This is a genomic window from Streptomyces sp. NBC_00094 (genome assembly GCF_026343125.1).
Classification (GTDB): Bacteria; Actinomycetota; Actinomycetes; order Streptomycetales; family Streptomycetaceae; genus Streptomyces.
Genome location: NZ_JAPEMB010000001.1, coordinates 2722801 through 2743288, shown reverse-complemented (window position 1 = coordinate 2743288; position 20488 = coordinate 2722801). Strand labels below are relative to the sequence as shown.

The window sequence follows — 20488 nt, the reverse complement described above, 5'->3', positions numbered from 1 at the left end:
GAAGGAATTTCGGTCGCCCCCAGGCATATGAACGCCAATCCCGGGAACGGATCGCCGCGTCCTGCCGTCACCAGATACAGAGGTGGACCAACGCGCGGCATCCGCGCGGGCGGCACTACGATGGAAAACTCCACGCCGCATCACTCTCGGCCATGGGAAATCAAGGGGAACTCAATGTCGTTCATCGGCCGTGACATGGCTGTCGACCTCGGGACCGCCAACACGCTGGTGTACGTCAGGGGGCGGGGCATCGTTCTGAACGAGCCGTCCGTCGTCGCGATCAACACCAACACTGGTGGCATCCTGGCGGTCGGTGCCGAGGCGAAGAAGATGATCGGTCGGACGCCCGGCAACATCGTCGCCGTGCGCCCGCTCAAGGACGGCGTGATCGCCGACTTCGAGATCACCGAGCGGATGCTCCGCTACTTCATCCTCAAGATCCACAAGCGCCGCTACCTGGCCCGCCCCCGGGTCGTGGTCTGCGTGCCCTCCGGCATCACCGGCGTGGAGCGCCGTGCCGTCATCGAGGCGTCGACGCAGGCCGGTGCCCGCCAGGTGCACATCATCGAGGAGCCCATGGCGGCGGCCATCGGCTCGGGTCTCCCCGTCCACGAGGCCACCGGCAACATGGTCGTCGACATCGGCGGCGGCACCACCGAGGTCGCCGTCATCTCCCTCGGCGGAATCGTCACGGCACAGTCGATCCGGGTCGCCGGCGACGAGCTGGACAACGCGATCATCCAGCACATCAAGAAGGAGTACTCGCTCCTCCTCGGTGAGCGGACCGCCGAGCAGATCAAGATCACCATCGGCTCGGCCTACGACCTCGACAACGACGAGCACACCGAGATCCGCGGCCGCGACCTCGTCTCCGGCCTGCCCAAGACGGTGGTCATCTCCGCCGCCGAGGTCCGCAAGGCCATCGAGGAGCCGGTCAACTCGATCGTCGACGCCGTGAAGACGACCCTCGACAAGTGCCCGCCGGAGCTCTCCGGTGACGTCATGGACCGCGGCATCGTTCTCACCGGTGGAGGCGCCCTGCTGCGCGGCCTCGACGAGCGGCTCCGCCGCGAGACCGGTATGCCGATCCACATCGCCGAGGACCCGCTGGACTCGGTGGCGCTCGGTGCCGGCAAGTGCGTGGAGGAGTTCGAGGCCCTCCAGCAGGTGCTGGACGCCCAGCCGCGCCGCTAGCGCCGTACGAGCAGAACCCCACAAGAGAAAAAGCACAGCCGAACAACGAACCACGAGGAAAGGCACGGCCGCCGCACGTGAGGGACACACGAGAGAGCCGGCTGCTCCTGGTGCTGCTGATCGCCATCGCGTTCGCACTGATCACGGTGGACATCCGCGGCGGCCAGGAGTCACCCGTCGACGGTGCCCGGCAGGCCGCCGCCGCGGTCTTCGGGCCCGTCGAGAACGGTGTGGCGGCAGCGGTCGACCCCATCGGGAACGCCATAGGCGCGGTCCGCGACTCCGGTGAGCGGCACACCCGGATCGCCGCCCTGGAGAAGGAGAACGCCGAGCTCAAGGCCGAGCTCGGCAGCGACGACCGCAACCGCAACCGGCTGCGCGAGCTCGACACGATGCTCAAGACGGCCGGCGCCGGCCAGTACGGCATCAAGGGCGCGCAGGTCATCGCCATAGGAGCGGCCCAGGGCTTCTCCTGGACCGTCACCCTCGACGTCGGCGCCCGCGACGGCATCAAGCGCGACATGACCGTCCTCAACGGCTCCGGTCTCGTCGGCCGCGTCACCACCGTCGGCCCCTCCACCTCCACGGTCCTCCTCGCCAACGACCCCGACTTCACCGTCGGCACGCGCATGGAGAAGAGCGACGAGCTCGGCTTCGCCACCGGCCAGGGAGACAGCCCCCTCCTCGTCCAACTCCTCAACGGCAAGGCCAAGGTGAAGCCCGGCGACCGGCTCGTCACCTTCGGCTCGCGCGCCGACAAGCCCTTCGTACCGGGCGTCCCGGTCGGCGAGGTCGTCCGCGTCGACCCGGCGGGCGGCGGCCTGACCCGCAACATCTACGTCCGCCCGTACGTCGGCTTCACCAAGCTCGACATCGTCGGCGTCGTCGTCCAGGCCCCGCGCTCCGACCCCCGCGACATGGTCCTGCCGCAGAAGCCCAAGCCCGCGCCGACCGTCACCGTCACGATCACACCGCCGCCACCGGACGGACAGCAGGCCGCCGACGGACAGCAGCCGAACGAGAACCAGCAGGGCCGGAACCAGCAGGGCCAGGACCAGGGGGACGCGACACCGTGAAGTTCAACCGCATCCTCCTCTCCGCGACCCTGATCGTGGTCGCGCTCGTCGTCCAGGTCTCCGTCCTCGCCCGCCTGCAACTCCCCGGCGCCGTCCCCGACCTGGTGCTCCTCACCGTCGTGGCCCTCGCCCTGGTGTACGGCCCCGTGAGCGGCTCCCTCATCGGCTTCTCCGCCGGCCTCCTCGCCGACCTCGCCCCGCCCGCCGACCACGCCGCCGGCCGCTACGCCCTCGTGCTCTGCGTCATCGGCTACCTGGTCGGCCTCGCCAAGCCCGAGAACGGCCGACTGACCTCCGCGACCGGCCCCATGGCCGTCGTCGTCGCCGCGGCCGTCGGATCCACGCTTCTCTACGCCGGCGTGGGCGCCCTCGTCGGCGACACCGCCGCCCGCCATGTGGGCCTGGGCTTCCTGCTGTTCACCGCGGCGGTCTACGACCTGCTCCTCGCGCCCTTCACCGTGCCGCTCATCATGGCCCTGGCCCGGCGCGCGGAGAACGATCCGCTCGCCGACGCCGGCGGGGGCAACGGCGCCGACGTCGCCTCCGGCTGGCTCTCCTCCGGCACCGGCCTGCGGATCGGCACCCAGCGCGGCGGTCTGCGCGTGAAGTCGGCCCGGAGCCGCGCCGCACGGGCCGGACGCATCAAGGGAGTCAAGCGACTGTGACCGAGGGGGTCCCGGCAGTATGAGCAACATCCCCGAGACCGGGCGGACCCCGCGGGTCCAGATCCGGCTCGTCGTCATCCAGATCCTCGTCTTCTCGCTGCTCCTGACCCTGGGGGGCCGTCTCTGGTACCTCCAGATCAGGAACGGCAAGGAGTACACGGACGAGGCGAAGAACAACCACGTCCAGCAGGTCGTCCAGCCCGCCGTCCGCGGCTCCGTCCTCGACGCCCGCGGCGTCCCGCTCGCCGACAACGAGACCCGGCTCGTGGTCTCCGCGTCCCGCACCGAGCTGATGAAGATGAAGGACCGGGGCAAGGCGGTCCTGACCCGGCTCGCCGACGTCCTCGACATGAAGCCCGACGAGGTCATCAACAAGATCCGGCTCTGCGACTCCGAGACGCCGAAGCCCTGCTGGAACGGTTCGCCCTACCAGCCGATCCCCGTCACCGACGAGGCCACCACCCAGCAGGCCCTCCAGATCCGCGAGCGCGCCGAGGACTTCCCCGGCATCACCGCCGAACCGACCGCCGTCCGCCGCTACCCGGCCCCCGGCAACTCCCGCACCTCCCAGGTCCTCGGCTACCTCTCGCCCGTCACCGACTCCGAGATCGAGAAGGCCAAGGACAGCGAGTCGCCGTTCCTCCGCTCCGACCAGATCGGCCGCTCCGGCCTGGAGCGCACGTACGACAAGGAACTGCGCGGCAAGGCCGGCGTCACCCGCTACGAGGTCGACAACCTCGGCCGCGTCATCGGCCAGGCCAAGAACGACCCCGCCGTACCCGGCTCCAACGTCGTCACCTCCATCGACGCCCGCGTGCAGGCGGTCGCCGAGTGGGAGCTGAACAACGCGATGGTCGAGGCCCGCAAGGTGCACGACAAGAACACCAACGAGAACTACAAGGCGGACTCCGGCGCCGTCGTCGTCATGGAGAACAAGACCGGCCGGATCGTCGCCATGGCCTCGCTGCCCGACTACGACCCCAACGCCTGGGTCGGCGGCATCTCCGGCAAGGACTACGCGGCCCTCACCGGCAAGGGCTCCAACTTCCCGCTCCTCAACCGGGCCATCCAGGGCCAGGCCGCCCCCGGCTCGATCTTCAAGGTCATCCCGACGACCGCCGCCGTCAACGCCGGCTACGAGTTCAACGGGCGCTACCCCTGCCCCTCCTCGTACGCCATCGGCGGCCAGGTCTTCAAGAACTTCGAGTCCCAGGGCCACGGCTCCATCACCCTCGGCCAGGCCCTCGAAGTCTCCTGCGACACCGTCTACTACGCCCTCTCCCACCAGCAGTGGCTGAACGACGGCGGCATGAAGCCGAAGAAGGACGCCAAGGACTGGTTCTACAAGACGGCCCACCAGTTCGGCCTCGGCGCCGAGACCGGCATCGACCTCCCCAACGAGGTCACCGGCCGCGTCCCCGACCGGAAGTGGAAGCAGGACTTCTGGACGGCCAACAAGGACTACTGGTGCAAGATCGGCAAGCGCGGCGGCACCTACGTCCAGCAGCTCTCCTACGAGAACTGCCTCGAAGGCAACCTCATGCGCGCCGGTGACTCCGTCAACTACTCCATCGGCCAGGGCGACACCCTCGTCACCCCCATCCAGATGGCCACCATCTACGCGGCCATCGCCAACGGCGGCACCCTCTGGAACCCCACCGTCGGCAAGGCGATCGTCAGCCCCGACGGCAAGAAGGTCACCGAGATCAAGCCCAAGTCCCACGGCAAGCTCCCCATGGACGCCAAGACGCAGGCGTTGATAGAGGAAGCCCTCGCGGGAGTCGCCACCCGCGGTACGGCCGCCTGGAGGTTCGGCGGCTGGCCGCAGGACAAGATCCCGATGCACGCCAAGACGGGTACCGCCGAGGTCTACGGCAAGCAGACGACCTCCTGGTTCGCCACGTACACCAAGGACTACTCGATCGTCATGACGATCGCCCAGGGTGGTACGGGCTCCGGCGCCTCCGGCCCCGCCGTGCGCAACATCTACGACGCGCTCTACGGACTCGACGACGCCGGCAACCAGGACCTCAAGCGGGCCCTGCTGCCGCAGCCGCAGAAGTCCCTGCCGAAGATCGAGGCCGACGGCTCCATCGACGCCCCGAAGATCAAGCCGTACGACCCCGAGGCCCAGAAGGTGGATCCGCTGAAGGAGCAGGACGGCACGGGCACCGGCACGGCCACGGCCGCCGACCCGGCGAAGCCGGACGACGACCAGGAACTCGCGGGCCCGCCCGCCTCCTGGCGGAGGGACTGAACCGATGACCGCACCCCACGGCTTCTCCGTCTCCCGGTACGCCCCCGAGCGCGGCACGCTCGCCAAGCTGACCGCCCGCGACTCGGTGGTCCGTCGCCTCGACTGGCCGATCCTGCTCTCGGCGCTCGCGCTCTCCGGCATCGGGGCGCTGCTCGTGTGGTCCGCCACCCGCGGCCGCACCGAACTCAACAACGGCGACCCGTACTACTTCCTCTTCCGGCACCTGCTCAACACCGGCATCGGCGTCGCCCTGATGATCGGCACGATCTGGCTCGGCCACCGCACCCTGCGCGGCGCGGTGCCGATCCTCTACACCCTCTCGATCGTGCTGATCCTCGCCGTCCTCACCCCGCTCGGCGCCACCATCAACGGCGCCCACGCGTGGATCGTCGTCGGCGGCGGCTTCTCCCTCCAGCCCAGTGAGTTCGTGAAGATCACGATCATCCTGGTCATGGCGATGCTGCTTGCCGCCAAGGTCGACGCGGGCGACCAGCTCCACCCGGACCACCGGACCGTCGCCAAGGCGCTCACACTGGCCGCCCTCCCCATGGGCATCGTCATGCTGATGCCCGACCTCGGCTCGGTCATGGTCATGGCCGTCATCGTGCTCGGCGTGCTGCTCGCCTCCGGCGCCTCCAACCGCTGGGTCCTCGGCCTGATCGGCGCGGGCATCGGGGGCGCGGTCCTCGTCACCGCGCTCGGCATGCTCGACGAGTACCAGATCAACCGCTTCGCGGCCTTCGCCAACCCCGACCTCGACCCCGCCGGCGTCGGCTACAACACCAACCAGGCCCGGATCGCGATCGGCTCCGGCGGCCTCCTCGGCGCGGGACTCTTCAAGGGCTCCCAGACCACCGGCCAGTTCGTGCCCGAGCAGCAGACCGACTTCGTCTTCACGGTGGCGGGGGAGGAGCTGGGCTTCGTCGGCGCCGGCCTGATCCTCGTCCTCCTCGGGATCGTGCTCTGGCGCGCCTGCCGGATCGCCCGCGAGACCACCGAGCTCTACGGCACGATCGTCGCGGCGGGGATCATCGCCTGGTTCGCCTTCCAGTCCTTCGAGAACATCGGCATGACGCTCGGCATCATGCCGGTCGCGGGCCTGCCGCTGCCGTTCGTGTCGTACGGCGGCTCGTCGATGTTCGCGGTGTGGGTGGCGATCGGGCTGCTCCAGTCGATCAGGGCGCAGCGCCCGATGACGGCGTAGCGAGCCAGTGATGGCGTAGCACCCGATGACGGCGTAGCGCCCGGTGTCCGCGGAGCGGCCGCGCCGGGACGACACGTACTAGATTCGTCCTATGGCGGAGACGAAGCGCGAGATCGAGCGGAAGTACGAAGCCACGGGAGGGACCGCGGTGCCGGACCTCAGCCGGGTCCCCGGGGTCTCGGCGGTCGTGGACCGGGGCGTCATGGAACTCGACGCGGTCTACTACGACACCCCGGACCTGCGGCTCGCCGCCGACGCGCTGACGCTGCGACGGCGCACGGGCGGGGACGACGAGGGCTGGCACCTCAAGTTCCCGGTCGCCTCCGGAATCCGCGACGAGATCAGGGCCCCGCTGGCCGACACCCTCCCGGGTGAGCTGGCGGGGCTTCTGCGTTCCCGGGTCCGGGGCGACGAGGTCGTCCCCGTCGTACGGCTCCGCTCCGCCCGCGACGTCCGCCACCTCGTCGACAGGTCGGGCACTCTCCTCGCCGAACTCTCCGTCGACACCGTCCGCGCCGAACGGCTGCCCGGAGGAACGGAGGCCACCTGGACGGAGATCGAGGTCGAGCTGGCGGACGGCACCGACGACACCGACGAGGCCGGCACGGCACTCCTCGACGCGATCGAGAAGCGCCTCACGAAGGCGGGCATCCACGGCTCGGCGTCCGCCTCCAAGCTGGCGAGGGCCCTGAAGGAGACGGCACCGCGGGCCGAGACCACCGCCCCGGAACCCGGCGCCACCCCGAAGCCCGGCACCGCGGGGCACGCCGTCCTCGTCTACGTACGGGAACAGGCCGACGCGATCGTCGCCCTCGACCCGGCCGTGCGGCGCGACCTGCCCGACGCCGTGCACCAGCTGCGGGTCGCCTGCCGACGCCTGCGCAGTGCGCTCCGGACGTACCGCAAGGTCCTCGACCGGGACGTCACCGACCCCGTCGGCGCCGAGCTGAAGTGGCTGGCCGGCGAGCTCGGGGTGGCCCGGGACCAGGAGGTGCTGACCGAGCGGCTGCGCGGCCGGGTCGACGGGCTGCCCCGGACGCTGCGCCTCGGCCCGGTCCGCGGCCGGCTGCGGACCTGGTCCGCGGCCCGGGCCCGGGGTGGCCGGCGCCGCGCCCTCGCCGCGTTGGACTCGGCCCGCTACCTCGCCCTGCTCGACACCCTCGACGAGCTCCTCGCCGACCCGCCCCTGCGCAAGTCCGCCGCCAGGGACGCCCGTACGGTGCTCGCCCGGGCCGTCCTCAAGGACCACGACCGGCTGGCCTCCCGCGTCGACCGGGCCCTCGCCCTCGACCCCGGCCACGACCGCGACCTCGCGCTCCACGCGGCCCGCAAGGCCGCCAAACGCGCCCGGTACGCCGCCGAGGCGGCCCAGCCCACCCTCGGGAAGCCCGCACGGAAGTTCGCCAAGCGTGTGAAGTCCGTCCAGTCCCTGCTGGGCGAACACCAGGACGGTGTCGTCGCCCGCGAGGCCCTGCGCGAGCTCGGGACGCAGGCCCACGCGGCCGGCGAATCGGCTTTCACCTGGGGACTTCTCCACGGCCGGGAGGAAGTGGCGGCCGAGGCGGCGGAGCACGACCTCCCCCGTGTCTGGGCCAGGGCCTCGGCCCCGGAAATCCGGGCGGCACTGACCCGCTGAGCACCGGGGTACGCTTGAGAGTCGCCCCCCTGCCAGCTCACGAAGGTTCGAGATGTCTGCTGCCGAGTCTGTCTTCCCGCAGCTCGAAGCTCTGCTCCCGCACGTGCAGAAGCCGATTCAGTACGTCGGTGGAGAGCTGAACTCCACGGTGAAGCCGTGGGAGTCCGCCGACGTCCGCTGGGCGCTGATGTACCCGGACGCGTACGAGGTCGGTCTGCCCAACCAGGGCGTCATGATCCTGTACGAGGTGCTCAACGAGCGCGAAGGCGTCCTCGCCGAGCGCACCTACAGCGTGTGGCCGGACCTGGAGGAGCTGATGCGCGAGCACCGGGTCCCGCAGTTCACGGTCGACTCGCACCGCCCGGTCGGCGCGTTCGACGTCTTCGGCCTGAGCTTCTCGACCGAGCTCGGCTACACGAACATGCTCACCGCCCTCGACCTCGCCGGCATCCCGCTGGAGGCGAAGGACCGGACCGTCGACCACCCGATCGTGCTCGCCGGCGGTCACGCCGCCTTCAACCCCGAGCCGATCGCGGACTTCATCGACGCGGCGATCATCGGCGACGGCGAGCAGGCCGTCCTCGACATGACCGAGATCATCCGCACCTGGAAGGCCGAGGGCCGGCCCGGCGGCCGCGAGGAGGTCCTCCTCCGTCTCGCGAAGACCGGCGCGGTCTACATCCCGGCGTTCTACGACGTCGAGTACCTGCCGGACGGCCGTATCGGCCGTGTCGTGCCCAACAGGTCCGGCGTGCCGTGGCGCGTCTCCAAGCACACCGTCATGGACCTCGACGAGTGGCCGTACCCGAAGCAGCCGCTCGTGCCGCTCGCGGAGACCGTCCACGAGCGCATGTCCGTCGAGATCTTCCGCGGTTGCACCCGCGGCTGCCGTTTCTGCCAGGCCGGCATGATCACGCGCCCCGTGCGGGAGCGAAGCATCACCGGCATCGGCGAGATGGTCGAGAAGGGCCTCAAGGCGACCGGCTTCGAGGAGGTCGGTCTGCTGTCGCTGTCCTCCGCCGACCACACCGAGATCGGTGAGATCGCGAAGGGCCTCGCCGACCGGTACACGGAGGACAAGGTCGGCCTGTCGCTGCCCTCGACCCGTGTCGACGCGTTCAACGTCGACCTGGCCAACGAACTGACGAGGAACGGCCGTCGCTCCGGCCTCACGTTCGCCCCCGAGGGCGGCTCCGAGCGCATGCGCAAGGTCATCAACAAGATGGTCTCGGAAGAGGACCTGATCCGCACCGTCTCCACCGCGTACGGCAACGGCTGGCGCCAGGTGAAGCTGTACTTCATGTGCGGCCTGCCGACGGAGACCGACGAGGACGTCCTCCAGATCGGCGACATGGCGGTCAAGGTCATCGCCGAGGGCCGCAAGGTCTCCGGGCAGAACGACATCCGCTGCACCGTCTCCATCGGCGGCTTCGTCCCCAAGCCGCACACCCCGTTCCAGTGGGCGCCGCAGCTCTCGGCCGAGGAGACGGACGCGCGCCTCGCGAAGCTCCGCGACAAGATCCGCGGCGACAAGAAGTACGGCCGCTCGATCGGCTTCCGCTACCACGACGGCAAGCCCGGCATCGTCGAGGGCCTGCTCTCGCGCGGTGACCGCCGCATCGGCTCGGTCATCCGCGCGGTGTACGAGGACGGCGGCCGTTTCGACGGCTGGCGCGAGCACTTCTCGTACGACCGCTGGATGGCGTGCGCCGAGAAGACGCTGCCCGGCTTCGGCGTGGACGTCGCCTGGTACACGACCCGCGAGCGCACCTACGAGGAGGTCCTGCCCTGGGACCACCTGGACTCCGGTCTCGACAAGGACTGGCTCTGGGAGGACTGGCAGGACGCGCTCGACGAGACCGAGGTCGAGGACTGCCGTTGGACGCCGTGCTTCGACTGCGGTGTCTGCCCCGCGATGCAGACCGAGATCCAGGTCGGCCCGACGGGCAAGAAGCTGCTGCCGCTGTCGGTCGTGAAGTAGGCGGATCGGGTAACACTCGGGTGACGGCCCGGCGCGGAGGAAACCCCGCGCCGGGCCGTCGCGTCATTCCGGGCATGAACATGGAGAACCCGCCGCCACCGGCCCTGATCCGCATCCCGGTCCGGATCGTGGTGCTGCTGGTCGTCCTCCCGATCCGGATGACCTGGGACGCCCTCAAGGTCGCGGCCCGCTTCCTCGACCGCACCCTCCTCCGCCCGGCCGGCCGAGGGCTGGCGTGGCTCCTCCACCACCTCGTGACGCGCCCGGGCCGCTGGCTGTACCGACACGTGCTCGCGCCGGTGGGCCGGGGGATCGCGTGGGCGCTCACGGGCGTCGGCCGGGGGTTGGCCTGGGGGTTCACGCGAGTGGGTCGCGGTCTGGCGTGGGTGTTCACCGGGCTGGGCCGAGGGCTCGCCGTCGTGGGCCGGGGTCTCGCCGCCGCGGGCGGGTGGCTGTGGTCCGGTCTGTCGGCCGCCGGGCTCTGGCTGGGGAAGGCGCTGTTCGTCTGGCCGTGGGTGGGCCTCTGGCGATACGTGGTCGTGCCGATCGCCCGGTACGGGATCGCCGCCCCGGCCCGGTGGCTGTACCGCCACGTCCTCGCGCCGCTCGGCACCGCTGCCCTGTTCCTGCTGGAGAAGCTCCTCCTCGTGCCGGTCGCCGCGCTCTTCCGGTACGTGGTCGTCCCGCTGTTCCGGTACGGGATCGCCCTCCCCGCCGTCTGGCTGGACCGCCACGTCCTGACCCCGCTCGGCCACGGGATCGGATGGATCCTCGTCCAGGTCGGACGGGGTCTCGCCTGGTTCTTCCCCCGGTTCGGCCGCGGCCTCGCGGTCGTGCTGGTGTGGTCCGGCAGGGCGGTGTTCGTCTGGCCGTGGGTAGGCCTCTGGCGGTACGTGCTCGTGCCGGTCGCGCGGTACGGGATCGCCATCCCCGCCACATGGGTCTGGAAGCGGGTACTCGTGCCCGTCGGGCGCGAGATCCGCGACGCCCTCGCCATCTGCTGGCGGGTCGCCGGGTTCCTGTCACGGGCCGTCGGGCGGGCCCTCAAGTGGGTCGCCTGGAACCTGGTGGGACGGCCCGTGGCCTGGGCCTGGACGCAGGTCGTCCGGCCGGTCGGGCGGTGGGTCCGCGACAGCGTCCTGGCCCCGGCCCGCAGGGCCGCCGTCGACACCGGGCGGGCCGTCCGGGAGGCGCTCGCCGCCGCCCGCGCCACCGTGCGGGAAGCCCGCCGCGACGCCTGGCGCGCCCTGGTCGGCGGAGCCCGGATGACCGAGCCCGGGGAACCGGAGGTGGCCCGGGCGCGTACTCTGGGTAGTACAACGAACGTCCCCGGCGCGGCGCCCGCCCCCGAGATCTCCCTGCGAAAGCGGGGGTGAACCGGGCGGGACCCCCCAGGGCAACCCGCACATCTCGTGGACGGCGCGCCACCCGCGCCGCCCCGCACCGAGGAGAAGAACCACTGGGCAAGCGACAGCCCGAAGGCCCGCCGCCCGCTCCGGCGGTGCAGCGCATCCGACTGCGCTACACCAAGCGCGGCCGCCTCCGGTTCACCAGCCACCGTGACTTCCAGCGCGCCTTCGAGCGGGCCCTGCGCCGCGCCGAGGTGCCCATGGCGTACTCGGCAGGGTTCACCCCGCACCCCAAGGTGTCGTACGCCAACGCCGCCCCGACCGGTACGGGCTCCGAGGCCGAGTACCTGGAGATCGCGCTCACGAAGACGCGCGACCCCGAGACCCTGCGGGCCCTGCTCGACGAGTCCCTCCCCGCGGGCCTCGACATCATCGACGCCGTGGAGGCCCGGACCTCGGGTCTCGCCGACCGGCTCACCGCCTCCGTGTGGGAGCTCCGGCTCGAAGGCGTCACGGTCGAGGACGTGCAGAAGGCCGCCGAGGCGTTTCTCGCGGCCGAGACCGTGGAAGTACAGCGCAAGACCAAGAACGGCATCCGCACCTTCGACGCCCGTTCCGCCGTCACCGAGCTGACGGTGTCCCGTCCCCAGGGTGATCCCCAGGGTGATAGGCCGCTGGACAGCGCCTGTGCGATACTGCGGCTGGTTGTTCGGCACGTGACACCTGCCGTGCGACCCGACGACGTCCTGTCCGGTCTCCGAGCCGTGGCCGACCTGGCGCCGCCGGTCCCCGCTGCGGTGACCAGGCTGGCGCAGGGGCTCTTCGACGAGGAGTCCGGCACGGTGACCGACCCGCTCGCGCCCGACCGCGAGGCAGTCACGGCCGCTTCATCCACGGCCGCCGCGACCGCCTCAGCGACGGCGCCGGGTGCAGGTACCGCGTAGGGAGCGGTCGTTGTAGCGCCGCCCTGGTACTCGGGAGCCACCTGGGTCGGGCAGCGCACAGACCAGGAGACTTTCGCCAGGCCGTCCGCACAGTGCGTACGGAACCGGCGAGCCAGACATCAGCTCCCGTGCGGCGCCCGCGCCCCGGACGGCGGCACCGCGCCTCAGGCGCGATCGTGCCGCCGGACCGGAACAAGGCGCGGCGCCCGGGAGCGTGACGGGAGAACCGCCCGCATGCTCGAACAGCACGAAGAAAACGACAGCAACGCCCCCGGTGACAAGCTGCCGCCGCGCCGCAGGCGCCGCGCCGCTTCCCGCCCCGCCGGTCCGCCGGTGACGGCAGGCGCCGAGACCACCGTGGCCGCCGAGACCCCGGCCGTGGAGGCCGCCCCGGTCGAGGCCGAGGCCGCGCCCGCGCCGCGGGCCCGCCGCCGCGCCACCCGCAAGGCCACCGCGCCGGTCGTGGAGACCGTCGAGGTCGTCGCCCCGCTCGCGGAGACCCCCGCAGAGGCGCCCGCCCCCGCCGAGGAGGCCGAAGAGGCCGCCCCGGCGCGTCCGACGCGCCGCCGTGCCACTCGTAAGGCCACCTCGCCGGTGACCTCCACGGCCCCCGTCGAGGAGCCCGTGGCCGCTGCCGCGGAGCCCGTCGCCGCTCCGGCCGAAGAGGCCGCCCCGGCGCGCCCGGCCCGCCGCCGTGCCACTCGTAAGGCCACCTCGCCGGTGACCTCCACGGCCCCCGTCGAGGAGCCCGTGGCCGCCGTCGTCGAGACCGCGCCGGTCGAGGAGGCCCCCGAGGCCGCCCCCGCCCCGCGGACCCGCCGTCGCGCCACCCGTAAGGTCACCTCGCCCGAGGCGACCGTCGAGGCCGTCGAGGCCGCCACCGGTGAGTCGCTGCCCCAGGCCGCCGTCGCGCAGATCGCCGCCGAAGAGGCCGAGGTCACCGCCGCCGAGACCGCCGCCACCCGAGGCCGCGGCCGCCGCCGCGCCACCTCGCCGCAGTTCACCTCCGAGCCCGTCACGAAGCCGGAGACGTCCCGCGCCCGCCGCGCCGAGCGTCCCGCCGTCGCCGTCTTCCAGGCCCCGGTCTTCTCCGAGCCGATGTTCCAGACCCCGGAGACGGCAGCCATGCAGGCCGCCGAGGTCGTGGAGCCGGAGGAGCTGGAGGAGGACGAGCTCGACGAGACCGTCGAGGCCGAGGTCGCCGAGACGACCGGGCCCATCGAGATCCCGGAGGCCACCGAGCGCGCCGAGGCCGGCTCCCGCCGTCGCCGTCGCCGCCGTGGCGAGCCCGTCGCCGTCGAGCCCGTCCCGGCCACCGTCGCCGACGAGCCCGAGGTCGAGGCCGTGGCGGACGAGCTCGAAGAGGCCGAGGAGGCCGACGAGACGGACGAGTACGGGGACCGCCCGTCCCGCCGTCGCCGCCGTGGCGGCCGTCGCCGTCGCCGCGGTGAGCTCACCGAGGTCGAGGAGTCCGAGGAGTCCGACGAGCTCCGGTCCGAGGACGAGGCCGAGGCCGAGGAGGGCGAGGAGGAGCACGACGAGGCCGAGGCGTACGCCGGCGGCTCCAGCAGCTCCCGTCGTCGCCGTCGTCGCCGTCGTCGCAGCGGGGACGCCTCCGCCGACGCCGAGGGCGCCGAGGAGGAAGGCGTCCGTACGGTCGTCAAGGTCCGCGAGCCCCGCCCGGCCCGCGAGAAGGCCGAGCTCGGCACGAGCGCCGACGAGGTCCAGTCCATCAAGGGCTCGACCCGTCTGGAGGCGAAGAAGCAGCGCCGCCGCGAGGGCCGCGAGCAGGGCCGCCGTCGCGTCCCGATCATCACCGAGGCCGAGTTCCTGGCCCGCCGCGAGGCCGTCGAGCGCGTCATGGTCGTCCGCCAGAGCGGCGAGCGCACCCAGATCGGCGTCCTCGAGGACAACGTGCTCGTCGAGCACTACGTCAACAAGGAGCAGGCCACCTCGTACGTCGGCAACGTCTACCTGGGCAAGGTCCAGAACGTCCTGCCGTCGATGGAGGCCGCCTTCGTCGACATCGGCAAGGGCCGCAACGCCGTCCTGTACGCCGGTGAGGTCAACTTCGAGGCGCTCGGCATGGGCCACGGCCCGCGTCGTATCGAGACCGCCCTCAAGTCCGGCCAGTCGGTCCTCGTGCAGGTCACGAAGGACCCGATCGGCCACAAGGGCGCCCGTCTGACCAGCCAGGTCTCCCTGCCCGGCCGCTACCTCGTGTACGTGCCCGAGGGCTCGATGACCGGCATCAGCCGCAAGCTCCCGGACACCGAGCGCGCGCGTCTGAAGACCATCCTCAAGAAGATCGTCCCCGAGGACGCGGGCGTCATCGTGCGCACCGCCGCCGAGGGCGCGAGCGAGGACGAGCTGCGCCGTGACGTCGAGCGGCTCCAGGCGCAGTGGGAGGACATCCAGAAGAAGGCGAAGCAGATCTCGACGAGCGCGCCGAGCCTGCTCTACGGCGAGCCGGACATGACCGTCCGGGTCGTCCGCGACATCTTCAACGAGGACTTCTCCAAGGTCATCGTCAGCGGTGACGAGGCGTGGGAGACCATCCACGGGTACGTGTCGCACGTCGCCCCGGACCTGGCCGACCGCCTGTCCAAGTGGACGAGCGAGGTCGACGTCTTCGCGACGTACCGGATCGACGAGCAGCTGATGAAGGCGCTGGACCGCAAGGTCTGGCTGCCGTCCGGCGGCTCGCTGGTGATCGACAAGACCGAGGCGATGATCGTCGTCGACGTCAACACCGGCAAGTTCACCGGCCAGGGCGGCAACCTCGAAGAGACCGTGACGAGGAACAACCTCGAAGCGGCCGAGGAGATCGTCCGCCAGCTGCGCCTGCGCGACCTGGGCGGCATCGTCGTCATCGACTTCATCGACATGGTCCTGGAGTCCAACCGCGACCTGGTGCTGCGCCGCCTCCTGGAGTGCCTGGGCCGGGACCGGACCAAGCACCAGGTGGCCGAGGTCACCTCGCTCGGCCTGGTGCAGATGACCCGTAAGCGGGTCGGCCAGGGCCTCCTGGAGTCCTTCTCCGAGACCTGCGTCCACTGCAACGGCCGCGGTGTCATCGTGCACATGGAGCAGCCGACCACCACCGGTGGCGGCGGCAAGCGCGCGAAGAAGCGCGGTCGCGGTGCCGAGCACGTCCACGAGCACGAGCACGAGCACGAGCACGAGACCGAGACCGAGGCCGAGGTCGCGGCGGAGCTGGCCGCGCCGGTCGCCCTGCCCGAGCCCATCGCCCCGGACGAGGAGCTGTACGGCAGCATCGCCGAGGCCGAGGCCGCCGCCACGCGTGGTCGTGGCCGTCGCCGCGCCACCCGCAGGGTGTCCGCGCCGGCCGCCCCTGCCCGGGTCGTGGAGACCGAGACCTACGTGGTGGAGCCGGAGCCGGTCGTCGTGCCGGAGCCCGTCGCCGAAGCGGTCGCCGAGCCCGTCGCCGAGCCGGTGGTCGAGGAGATCGCCGCCCCGGCCCCGCGTGGCCGTCGCCGCGCCACGCGCCGAGCGACGTCCCCGGTCGTGTCGACCACGGAGACCGCCGAGCCGGCCGTCGTCGTCGAGCCCGTCGTCGAGGAGGCCCCTGTGGCCGCCCCGGAGCCGGAGCCCGTCGTGGAGGCCGCGCCCGAGCCCGTCGTCGAGGAGGCCCCCGTGGCCGCCCCGCCGCGTGCCCGTCGCCGGGTGGTCCGTAAGGCCACCGCTCCCGCGGGTTCGCCCGCGGGCGCCGAGGAGGCCGCCGTCGTCGTGGTCGCCGCGGCTCCGGTCGAGACCGTCGAGGTCACCGAGGCGAAGGACGAGGCCGCGACCGAGGCCGCGCCGGCCAAGAAGACGGCCGCGCGCAAGACCGCGAAGAAGGCCACCGCCAAGAAGGCCGCCACCAAGAAGACGGCGGCCACCAAGAAGACGGCGGCGACCAAGAAGACCACCGCCAAGAAGGCCCCGGCCAAGAAGGCGGCGGAGAAGACCACGGCTCCGGCCCAGGACTGATCCACCGGGTGCGGGCCGTCCCCTTCGGGCGGCCCGCACCCGCTCGGGCGAATTTGACCCCCTGTGGCAGCCGCCCGTAACCTAGACCGTCGGCGTGTCTGACTGGACGCGTCGCACCTCTGAGCACCTCCCTCCCGCCCGTCGGGAGAGGCCGCTCGTCCGATTCCGGAACGCCGCGGGCCCCAGGGCACGTGTGAGCGGCTGGCTTCAGAGGTTTTCATCCCGAGTGAGAGAGAGATCCGCGTGTACGCCATCGTGCGCAGCGGTGGTCGCCAGCACAAGGTTGCTGTCGGCGACATCGTTGAGGTTGACAAGATTTCCACTGCCAAGGTTGGCGACACGGTCGAGCTCTCGACCCTGCTCGTTGTCGACGGCGACGCCGTGACCAGCGACCCGTGGGTCCTGGCCGGCATCAAGGTCACGGCCGAGGTCGTGGACCACCACAAGGGCGCCAAGATCGACATCCTGCGCTACAAGAACAAGACCGGCTACCGCCGTCGCCAGGGTCACCGCCAGCAGTACACGGCGATCAAGGTCACCGGTATCCCCGCGGCTGCGAAGTAAGAGGGACTGAGACATGGCACACAAGAAGGGCGCATCGTCCACCCGGAACGGGCGCGACTCCAATGCCCAGCGGCTCGGCGTGAAGCGCTTCGGCGGTCAGGTCGTCAACGCGGGTGAGATCCTGGTCCGCCAGCGTGGCACCCACTTCCACCCGGGCTCGGGCGTCGGCCGTGGCGGCGACGACACGCTGTTCGCCCTGCAGGCCGGTTCGGTGCAGTTCGGCACCCACCGTGGCCGCAAGGTCGTGAACATCGTTCCGGTCGCCTGATCGGATCTTTGCGGAGGCGGACCTCACTTCCCGACAGGGAAGCGGGTCCGCCTTTCGCGTGTTACTAGATAGACATTCCACCTCGTAGTACCCCGTTAACTGGAGGCACAGAACCATGACTACCTTCGTGGACCGCGTCGAGCTGCACGTCGCCGCGGGTAACGGAGGCCACGGCTGCGCCTCCGTTCACCGGGAGAAGTTCAAGCCGCTCGGCGGACCCGACGGCGGTAACGGCGGCCGTGGCGGCGATGTGATCCTGGTCGTCGACCAGTCGATCACCACCCTCCTCGAGTACCACCACTCCCCGCACCGCAAGGCCACCAACGGCCAGCCCGGCGCCGGTGACAACCGCTCCGGCAAGGACGGCCAGGACCTCGTCCTGACCGTGCCCGACGGCACCGTCGTCCTCGACAAGAACGGCGAGGTCCTCGCCGACCTCGTCGGTGAGGGCACCACCTTCATCGCGGGCCAGGGCGGCCGCGGCGGCCTCGGCAACGCCGCGCTGTCCTCCGCCCGCCGCAAGGCCCCCGGCTTCGCCCTCCTGGGTGAGCCCGGTGAGGCGCGGGACATCGTCCTGGAGCTCAAGACCGTCGCCGACGTGGCCCTCGTCGGCTACCCGAGCGCGGGCAAGTCCTCGCTGATCTCGGTGCTGTCGGCCGCCAAGCCGAAGATCGCCGACTACCCCTTCACGACGCTCGTCCCGAACCTGGGCGTGGTCACGGCCGGCTCGACCGTCTACACGATCGCCGACGTGCCGGGCCTGATCCCGGGCGCGAGCCAGGGCCGCGGCCTGGGCCTGGAGTTCCTGCGCCACGTGGAGCGGTGCTCCGTCCTCGTCCACGTCCTGGACACGGCGACGCTGGAGTCCGACCGCGACCCGGTCTCCGACCTCGACATCATCGAGGAGGAGCTCAAGCAGTACGGCGGGCTTGAGGACCGTCCCCGGATCGTCGTCCTCAACAAGATCGACATCCCGGACGGCCAGGACCTCGCGGACATGATCCGCCCGGACCTGGAGGCCCGCGGCTACCAGGTGTTCGAGGCCTCCGCCGTCGCCCGTACGGGTCTGAAGGAGCTCTCCTTCGCCCTTGCCGGCATCGTCTCGGAAGCGCGCGCGGCGAAGCCGAAGGAGGAGGCGACCCGGATCGTCATCACCCCGAAGGCCGTCGACGACGCGGGCTTCACGGTCACGTACGACGAGGTCGAGGACGTGTACCGGGTGCGCGGCGACAAGCCCGAGCGCTGGGTCCGCCAGACCGACTTCAGCAACGACGAGGCCGTGGGCTACCTGGCCGACCGCCTCAACCGCCTCGGCGTCGAGGACCGGCTGATGAAGGCGGGCGCCCGCGCGGGCGACGGCGTCGCGATCGGCGTCGAGGAGAACGCGGTCGTCTTCGACTGGGAGCCCTCGATGATGGCCGGCGCCGAAATGCTCGGCCGCCGTGGCGAGGACCACCGTCTGGAGGCTCCGCGTCCGGCGGCGCAGCGCCGCCGCGACCGCGACGCGCAGCGCGACGACGCGCAGCGCGAGTACGACGAGTTCGACCCCTTCTAGGCTGCCCGCCTCCAGGCCCGCCCGCCTCCAGGCCTGTCCACCGGACAGGCCTGGAAGCGTCGGGCGCGAGGCGTGTGAAGGTGGCGGTGAGAGCCCCTCGACCCCCGTCAGGGGGGTCGGGGGGCTCCCGTAGGATCCTGGTGTGAGTACCGTCCCTCTGCCCGAAACCGCAGGCAGGCTCAGCGTCGTCGTCATCGCCTACAACGACGAGGAGCTGGTCGGCGAGGCGATCAGGTCCGCGCTCGACCAGGGGCCCGTCGTGGCGGAGGTCGTGGCCGTCGACGACTGCTCCGGCGACGGGACGGCGCGGGTCCTCGACGAGCTGGCCGCCCTCCACCCCCGGCTGCGGGTGGTGCACCGTACGGAGAACAGCGGAGGCTGCGGCACCCCGCGCAACGACGGCATCCGAGCCGCCACCGCCCCGTACGTCATGTTCCTGGACAGCGACGACATCCTGCCGCCCGGTGCCGCCGAGGCCCTGGTCGCCGCCGCGGAGCGGCACGATGCCCCCGTCGCCGTCGGCGTCTGCGTACGGCGCGAGCTCCCCGAGGGCCGGGACGTGCGCTGGCAGCCCGCGCTCTACCGGGAGCCGGCCGTCCTGGAGACGCCCGCCGACCTGCGTCCGCTCGTCCACGACACCCTCTGCGTCAACAAGGTCTACGACCGCGCCTTCCTCGCCGAGCACGGCATCCGCTTCCCCGACGGCCGGTTCGTCTACGAGGACTTCCTCTTCACCGCCCGGGTGTACGCCGCCGCCCCCCGCGTCGCCGTGATCCCCGACACCGTCTACGTCTGGCACGTGCGCCGGGCCGCCGCCCAGCTGTCGATCTCCCTCGACCGCGAGGGCGTCTCCAACTGGCAGTCCCGCATCTCCGCCCACCGCGCGGCCGTCGAGACCCTCGCCGAGGCGGGACGCGCGGAGCTCGCCGCCGCCTGCCGCACCAAGTTCCTCGAACACGACCTGCGGATGTACGCCCGCGACCTGCGACAGCGCGACGCCGCCCACCGCGCCGAGTGGTGGACGACCACCCGGGACCACCTGGCCGGCTTCGAGGAGCCGGAGATCGCCGCCGCCGTCGCTCCCGCCCGCTGGATCGCCCGGTTCCTGCTGGCCGCGAAGGAACCCCGCGACCTGCTCCGGCTGTCCCGGCTCGCCGCCAACCCGGCCCGGCTGCTCCCGCCGTACGCGGGCACCCGCGAGGCCGCCGTCTGGGCCGACGACCTGCCGGAGGCCCGGCTCGACGGCATGGACGCGCTGCCGTTGGACGAACTGCCGCTCGTCGTGGACGCGGTCCTGCGCACCGCTGCCGGCGGCGACCTGCGCCTCACCGTCCGGGATCTGTACGGGCGACTCGCCGACGCCGGCCCCCGCGTCGCCGAGCTCGCGTTCCTGCCGAGGGGCGACGCCGAGCCCGCCCGTACCGAACGGGTGGAGCTGCGCGCCGAGACGGCGGAGGCGCCGGGGGCAGAGGGCGGCTGGACCGCCCGGGTCCCGGTCCGGTTCGCCGGGCTCGCCGACACCGGCCGCCGGCGCGGCCGCCGAGGCACCCAGCTGTGGGACATCGGTGTCACGGTGACCTGTTCGAACGGTGAGTCGTTCACCACCTCGCTCCGGCCGCGGGACGGCTCGCAGCGGCGCTCGGTGCTTCCGAGCAGCCGGTACGGTGTACTTCTGGTGCAGCAGTACGCCACGGCGAACGGCTCGCTGGCGGTGCGGATCGCGCCCGGCGCCCGGGACGGGTTCCGGGCGGTCAGGGCCCGGCTGCGTCGGCTCGCCCGCAGTTCTCAGTGAAAGGGTTTGG

At 71.7% G+C, this 20488-nt stretch carries 14 protein-coding genes; all 14 read left to right on the top strand.

The window, feature by feature from the left end; translation table 11 throughout:
• Nucleotides 1-174: 174 nt before the first annotated feature.
• The 14 genes from OG580_RS11795 (at nucleotide 175) to OG580_RS11730 (ending at nucleotide 20478) form a co-directional block, all read left to right on the top strand.
• Nucleotides 175-1194, top strand: coding sequence for a rod shape-determining protein (locus tag OG580_RS11795; RefSeq protein ID WP_024755513.1), 1020 nt, complete (start codon nucleotides 175-177; stop codon nucleotides 1192-1194).
• A gap of 77 nt (nucleotides 1195-1271) precedes the next feature.
• Nucleotides 1272-2270, top strand: a complete 999-nt coding sequence (gene mreC / locus OG580_RS11790; protein ID WP_267043615.1) for a rod shape-determining protein MreC — start codon at nucleotides 1272-1274, stop codon at nucleotides 2268-2270.
• Nucleotides 2267-2935: a rod shape-determining protein MreD gene (gene mreD, locus OG580_RS11785; protein ID WP_267043614.1), complete on the top strand. Its 669-nt coding sequence runs from the start codon at nucleotides 2267-2269 to the stop codon at nucleotides 2933-2935. The genes mreC and mreD overlap by 4 nt, the downstream gene beginning before the upstream one ends.
• Nucleotides 2936-2954: 19 nt before the next feature.
• Entirely contained in the window at nucleotides 2955-5192 is a 2238-nt protein-coding gene (mrdA, locus tag OG580_RS11780) for a penicillin-binding protein 2 (RefSeq protein ID WP_267043613.1), read from the top strand.
• 4 nt (nucleotides 5193-5196) lie between these two features.
• On the top strand, nucleotides 5197-6396 hold the full coding sequence (gene rodA / locus OG580_RS11775) for a rod shape-determining protein RodA (protein WP_267043612.1): 1200 nt from the start codon (nucleotides 5197-5199) through the stop codon (nucleotides 6394-6396).
• Between the two features lie 91 nt (nucleotides 6397-6487).
• Nucleotides 6488-8032 carry a CYTH and CHAD domain-containing protein gene (locus tag OG580_RS11770; protein WP_267043611.1) on the top strand — a complete coding sequence of 515 codons (1545 nt, stop codon included), beginning with the start codon at nucleotides 6488-6490 and terminating at the stop codon, nucleotides 8030-8032.
• A 52-nt stretch (nucleotides 8033-8084) separates the two neighbouring features.
• On the top strand, nucleotides 8085-10013 hold the full coding sequence (locus OG580_RS11765) for a TIGR03960 family B12-binding radical SAM protein (protein WP_267043610.1): 1929 nt from the start codon (nucleotides 8085-8087) through the stop codon (nucleotides 10011-10013).
• 74 nt (nucleotides 10014-10087) lie between these two features.
• Nucleotides 10088-11389 carry a hypothetical protein gene (locus OG580_RS11760; protein ID WP_267043609.1) on the top strand — a complete coding sequence of 434 codons (1302 nt, stop codon included), beginning with the start codon at nucleotides 10088-10090 and terminating at the stop codon, nucleotides 11387-11389.
• Between the two features lie 125 nt (nucleotides 11390-11514).
• The gene (locus OG580_RS11755; RefSeq protein ID WP_267043608.1) at nucleotides 11515-12306 is read left to right on the top strand and encodes a TIGR03936 family radical SAM-associated protein; all 792 of its coding nucleotides are present in this window, start codon (nucleotides 11515-11517) and stop codon (nucleotides 12304-12306) included.
• Nucleotides 12307-12540: 234 nt separating this feature from the next.
• Nucleotides 12541-16299, top strand: a complete 3759-nt coding sequence (locus OG580_RS11750) for an Rne/Rng family ribonuclease (protein ID WP_267043607.1) — start codon at nucleotides 12541-12543, stop codon at nucleotides 16297-16299.
• A 243-nt stretch (nucleotides 16300-16542) separates the two neighbouring features.
• Nucleotides 16543-16863, top strand: coding sequence for a 50S ribosomal protein L21 (gene rplU / locus OG580_RS11745; protein ID WP_015033583.1), 321 nt, complete (start codon nucleotides 16543-16545; stop codon nucleotides 16861-16863).
• Nucleotides 16864-16876: 13 nt separating this feature from the next.
• On the top strand, nucleotides 16877-17131 hold the full coding sequence (rpmA, locus tag OG580_RS11740; RefSeq protein ID WP_029387501.1) for a 50S ribosomal protein L27: 255 nt from the start codon (nucleotides 16877-16879) through the stop codon (nucleotides 17129-17131).
• Nucleotides 17132-17246: 115 nt separating this feature from the next.
• Nucleotides 17247-18686, top strand: coding sequence for a GTPase ObgE (gene obgE, locus OG580_RS11735; protein WP_267043606.1), 1440 nt, complete (start codon nucleotides 17247-17249; stop codon nucleotides 18684-18686).
• Nucleotides 18687-18828: 142 nt separating this feature from the next.
• Nucleotides 18829-20478 carry a glycosyltransferase family 2 protein gene (locus OG580_RS11730; RefSeq protein WP_267043605.1) on the top strand — a complete coding sequence of 550 codons (1650 nt, stop codon included), beginning with the start codon at nucleotides 18829-18831 and terminating at the stop codon, nucleotides 20476-20478.
• Nucleotides 20479-20488 lie beyond the last annotated feature (10 nt).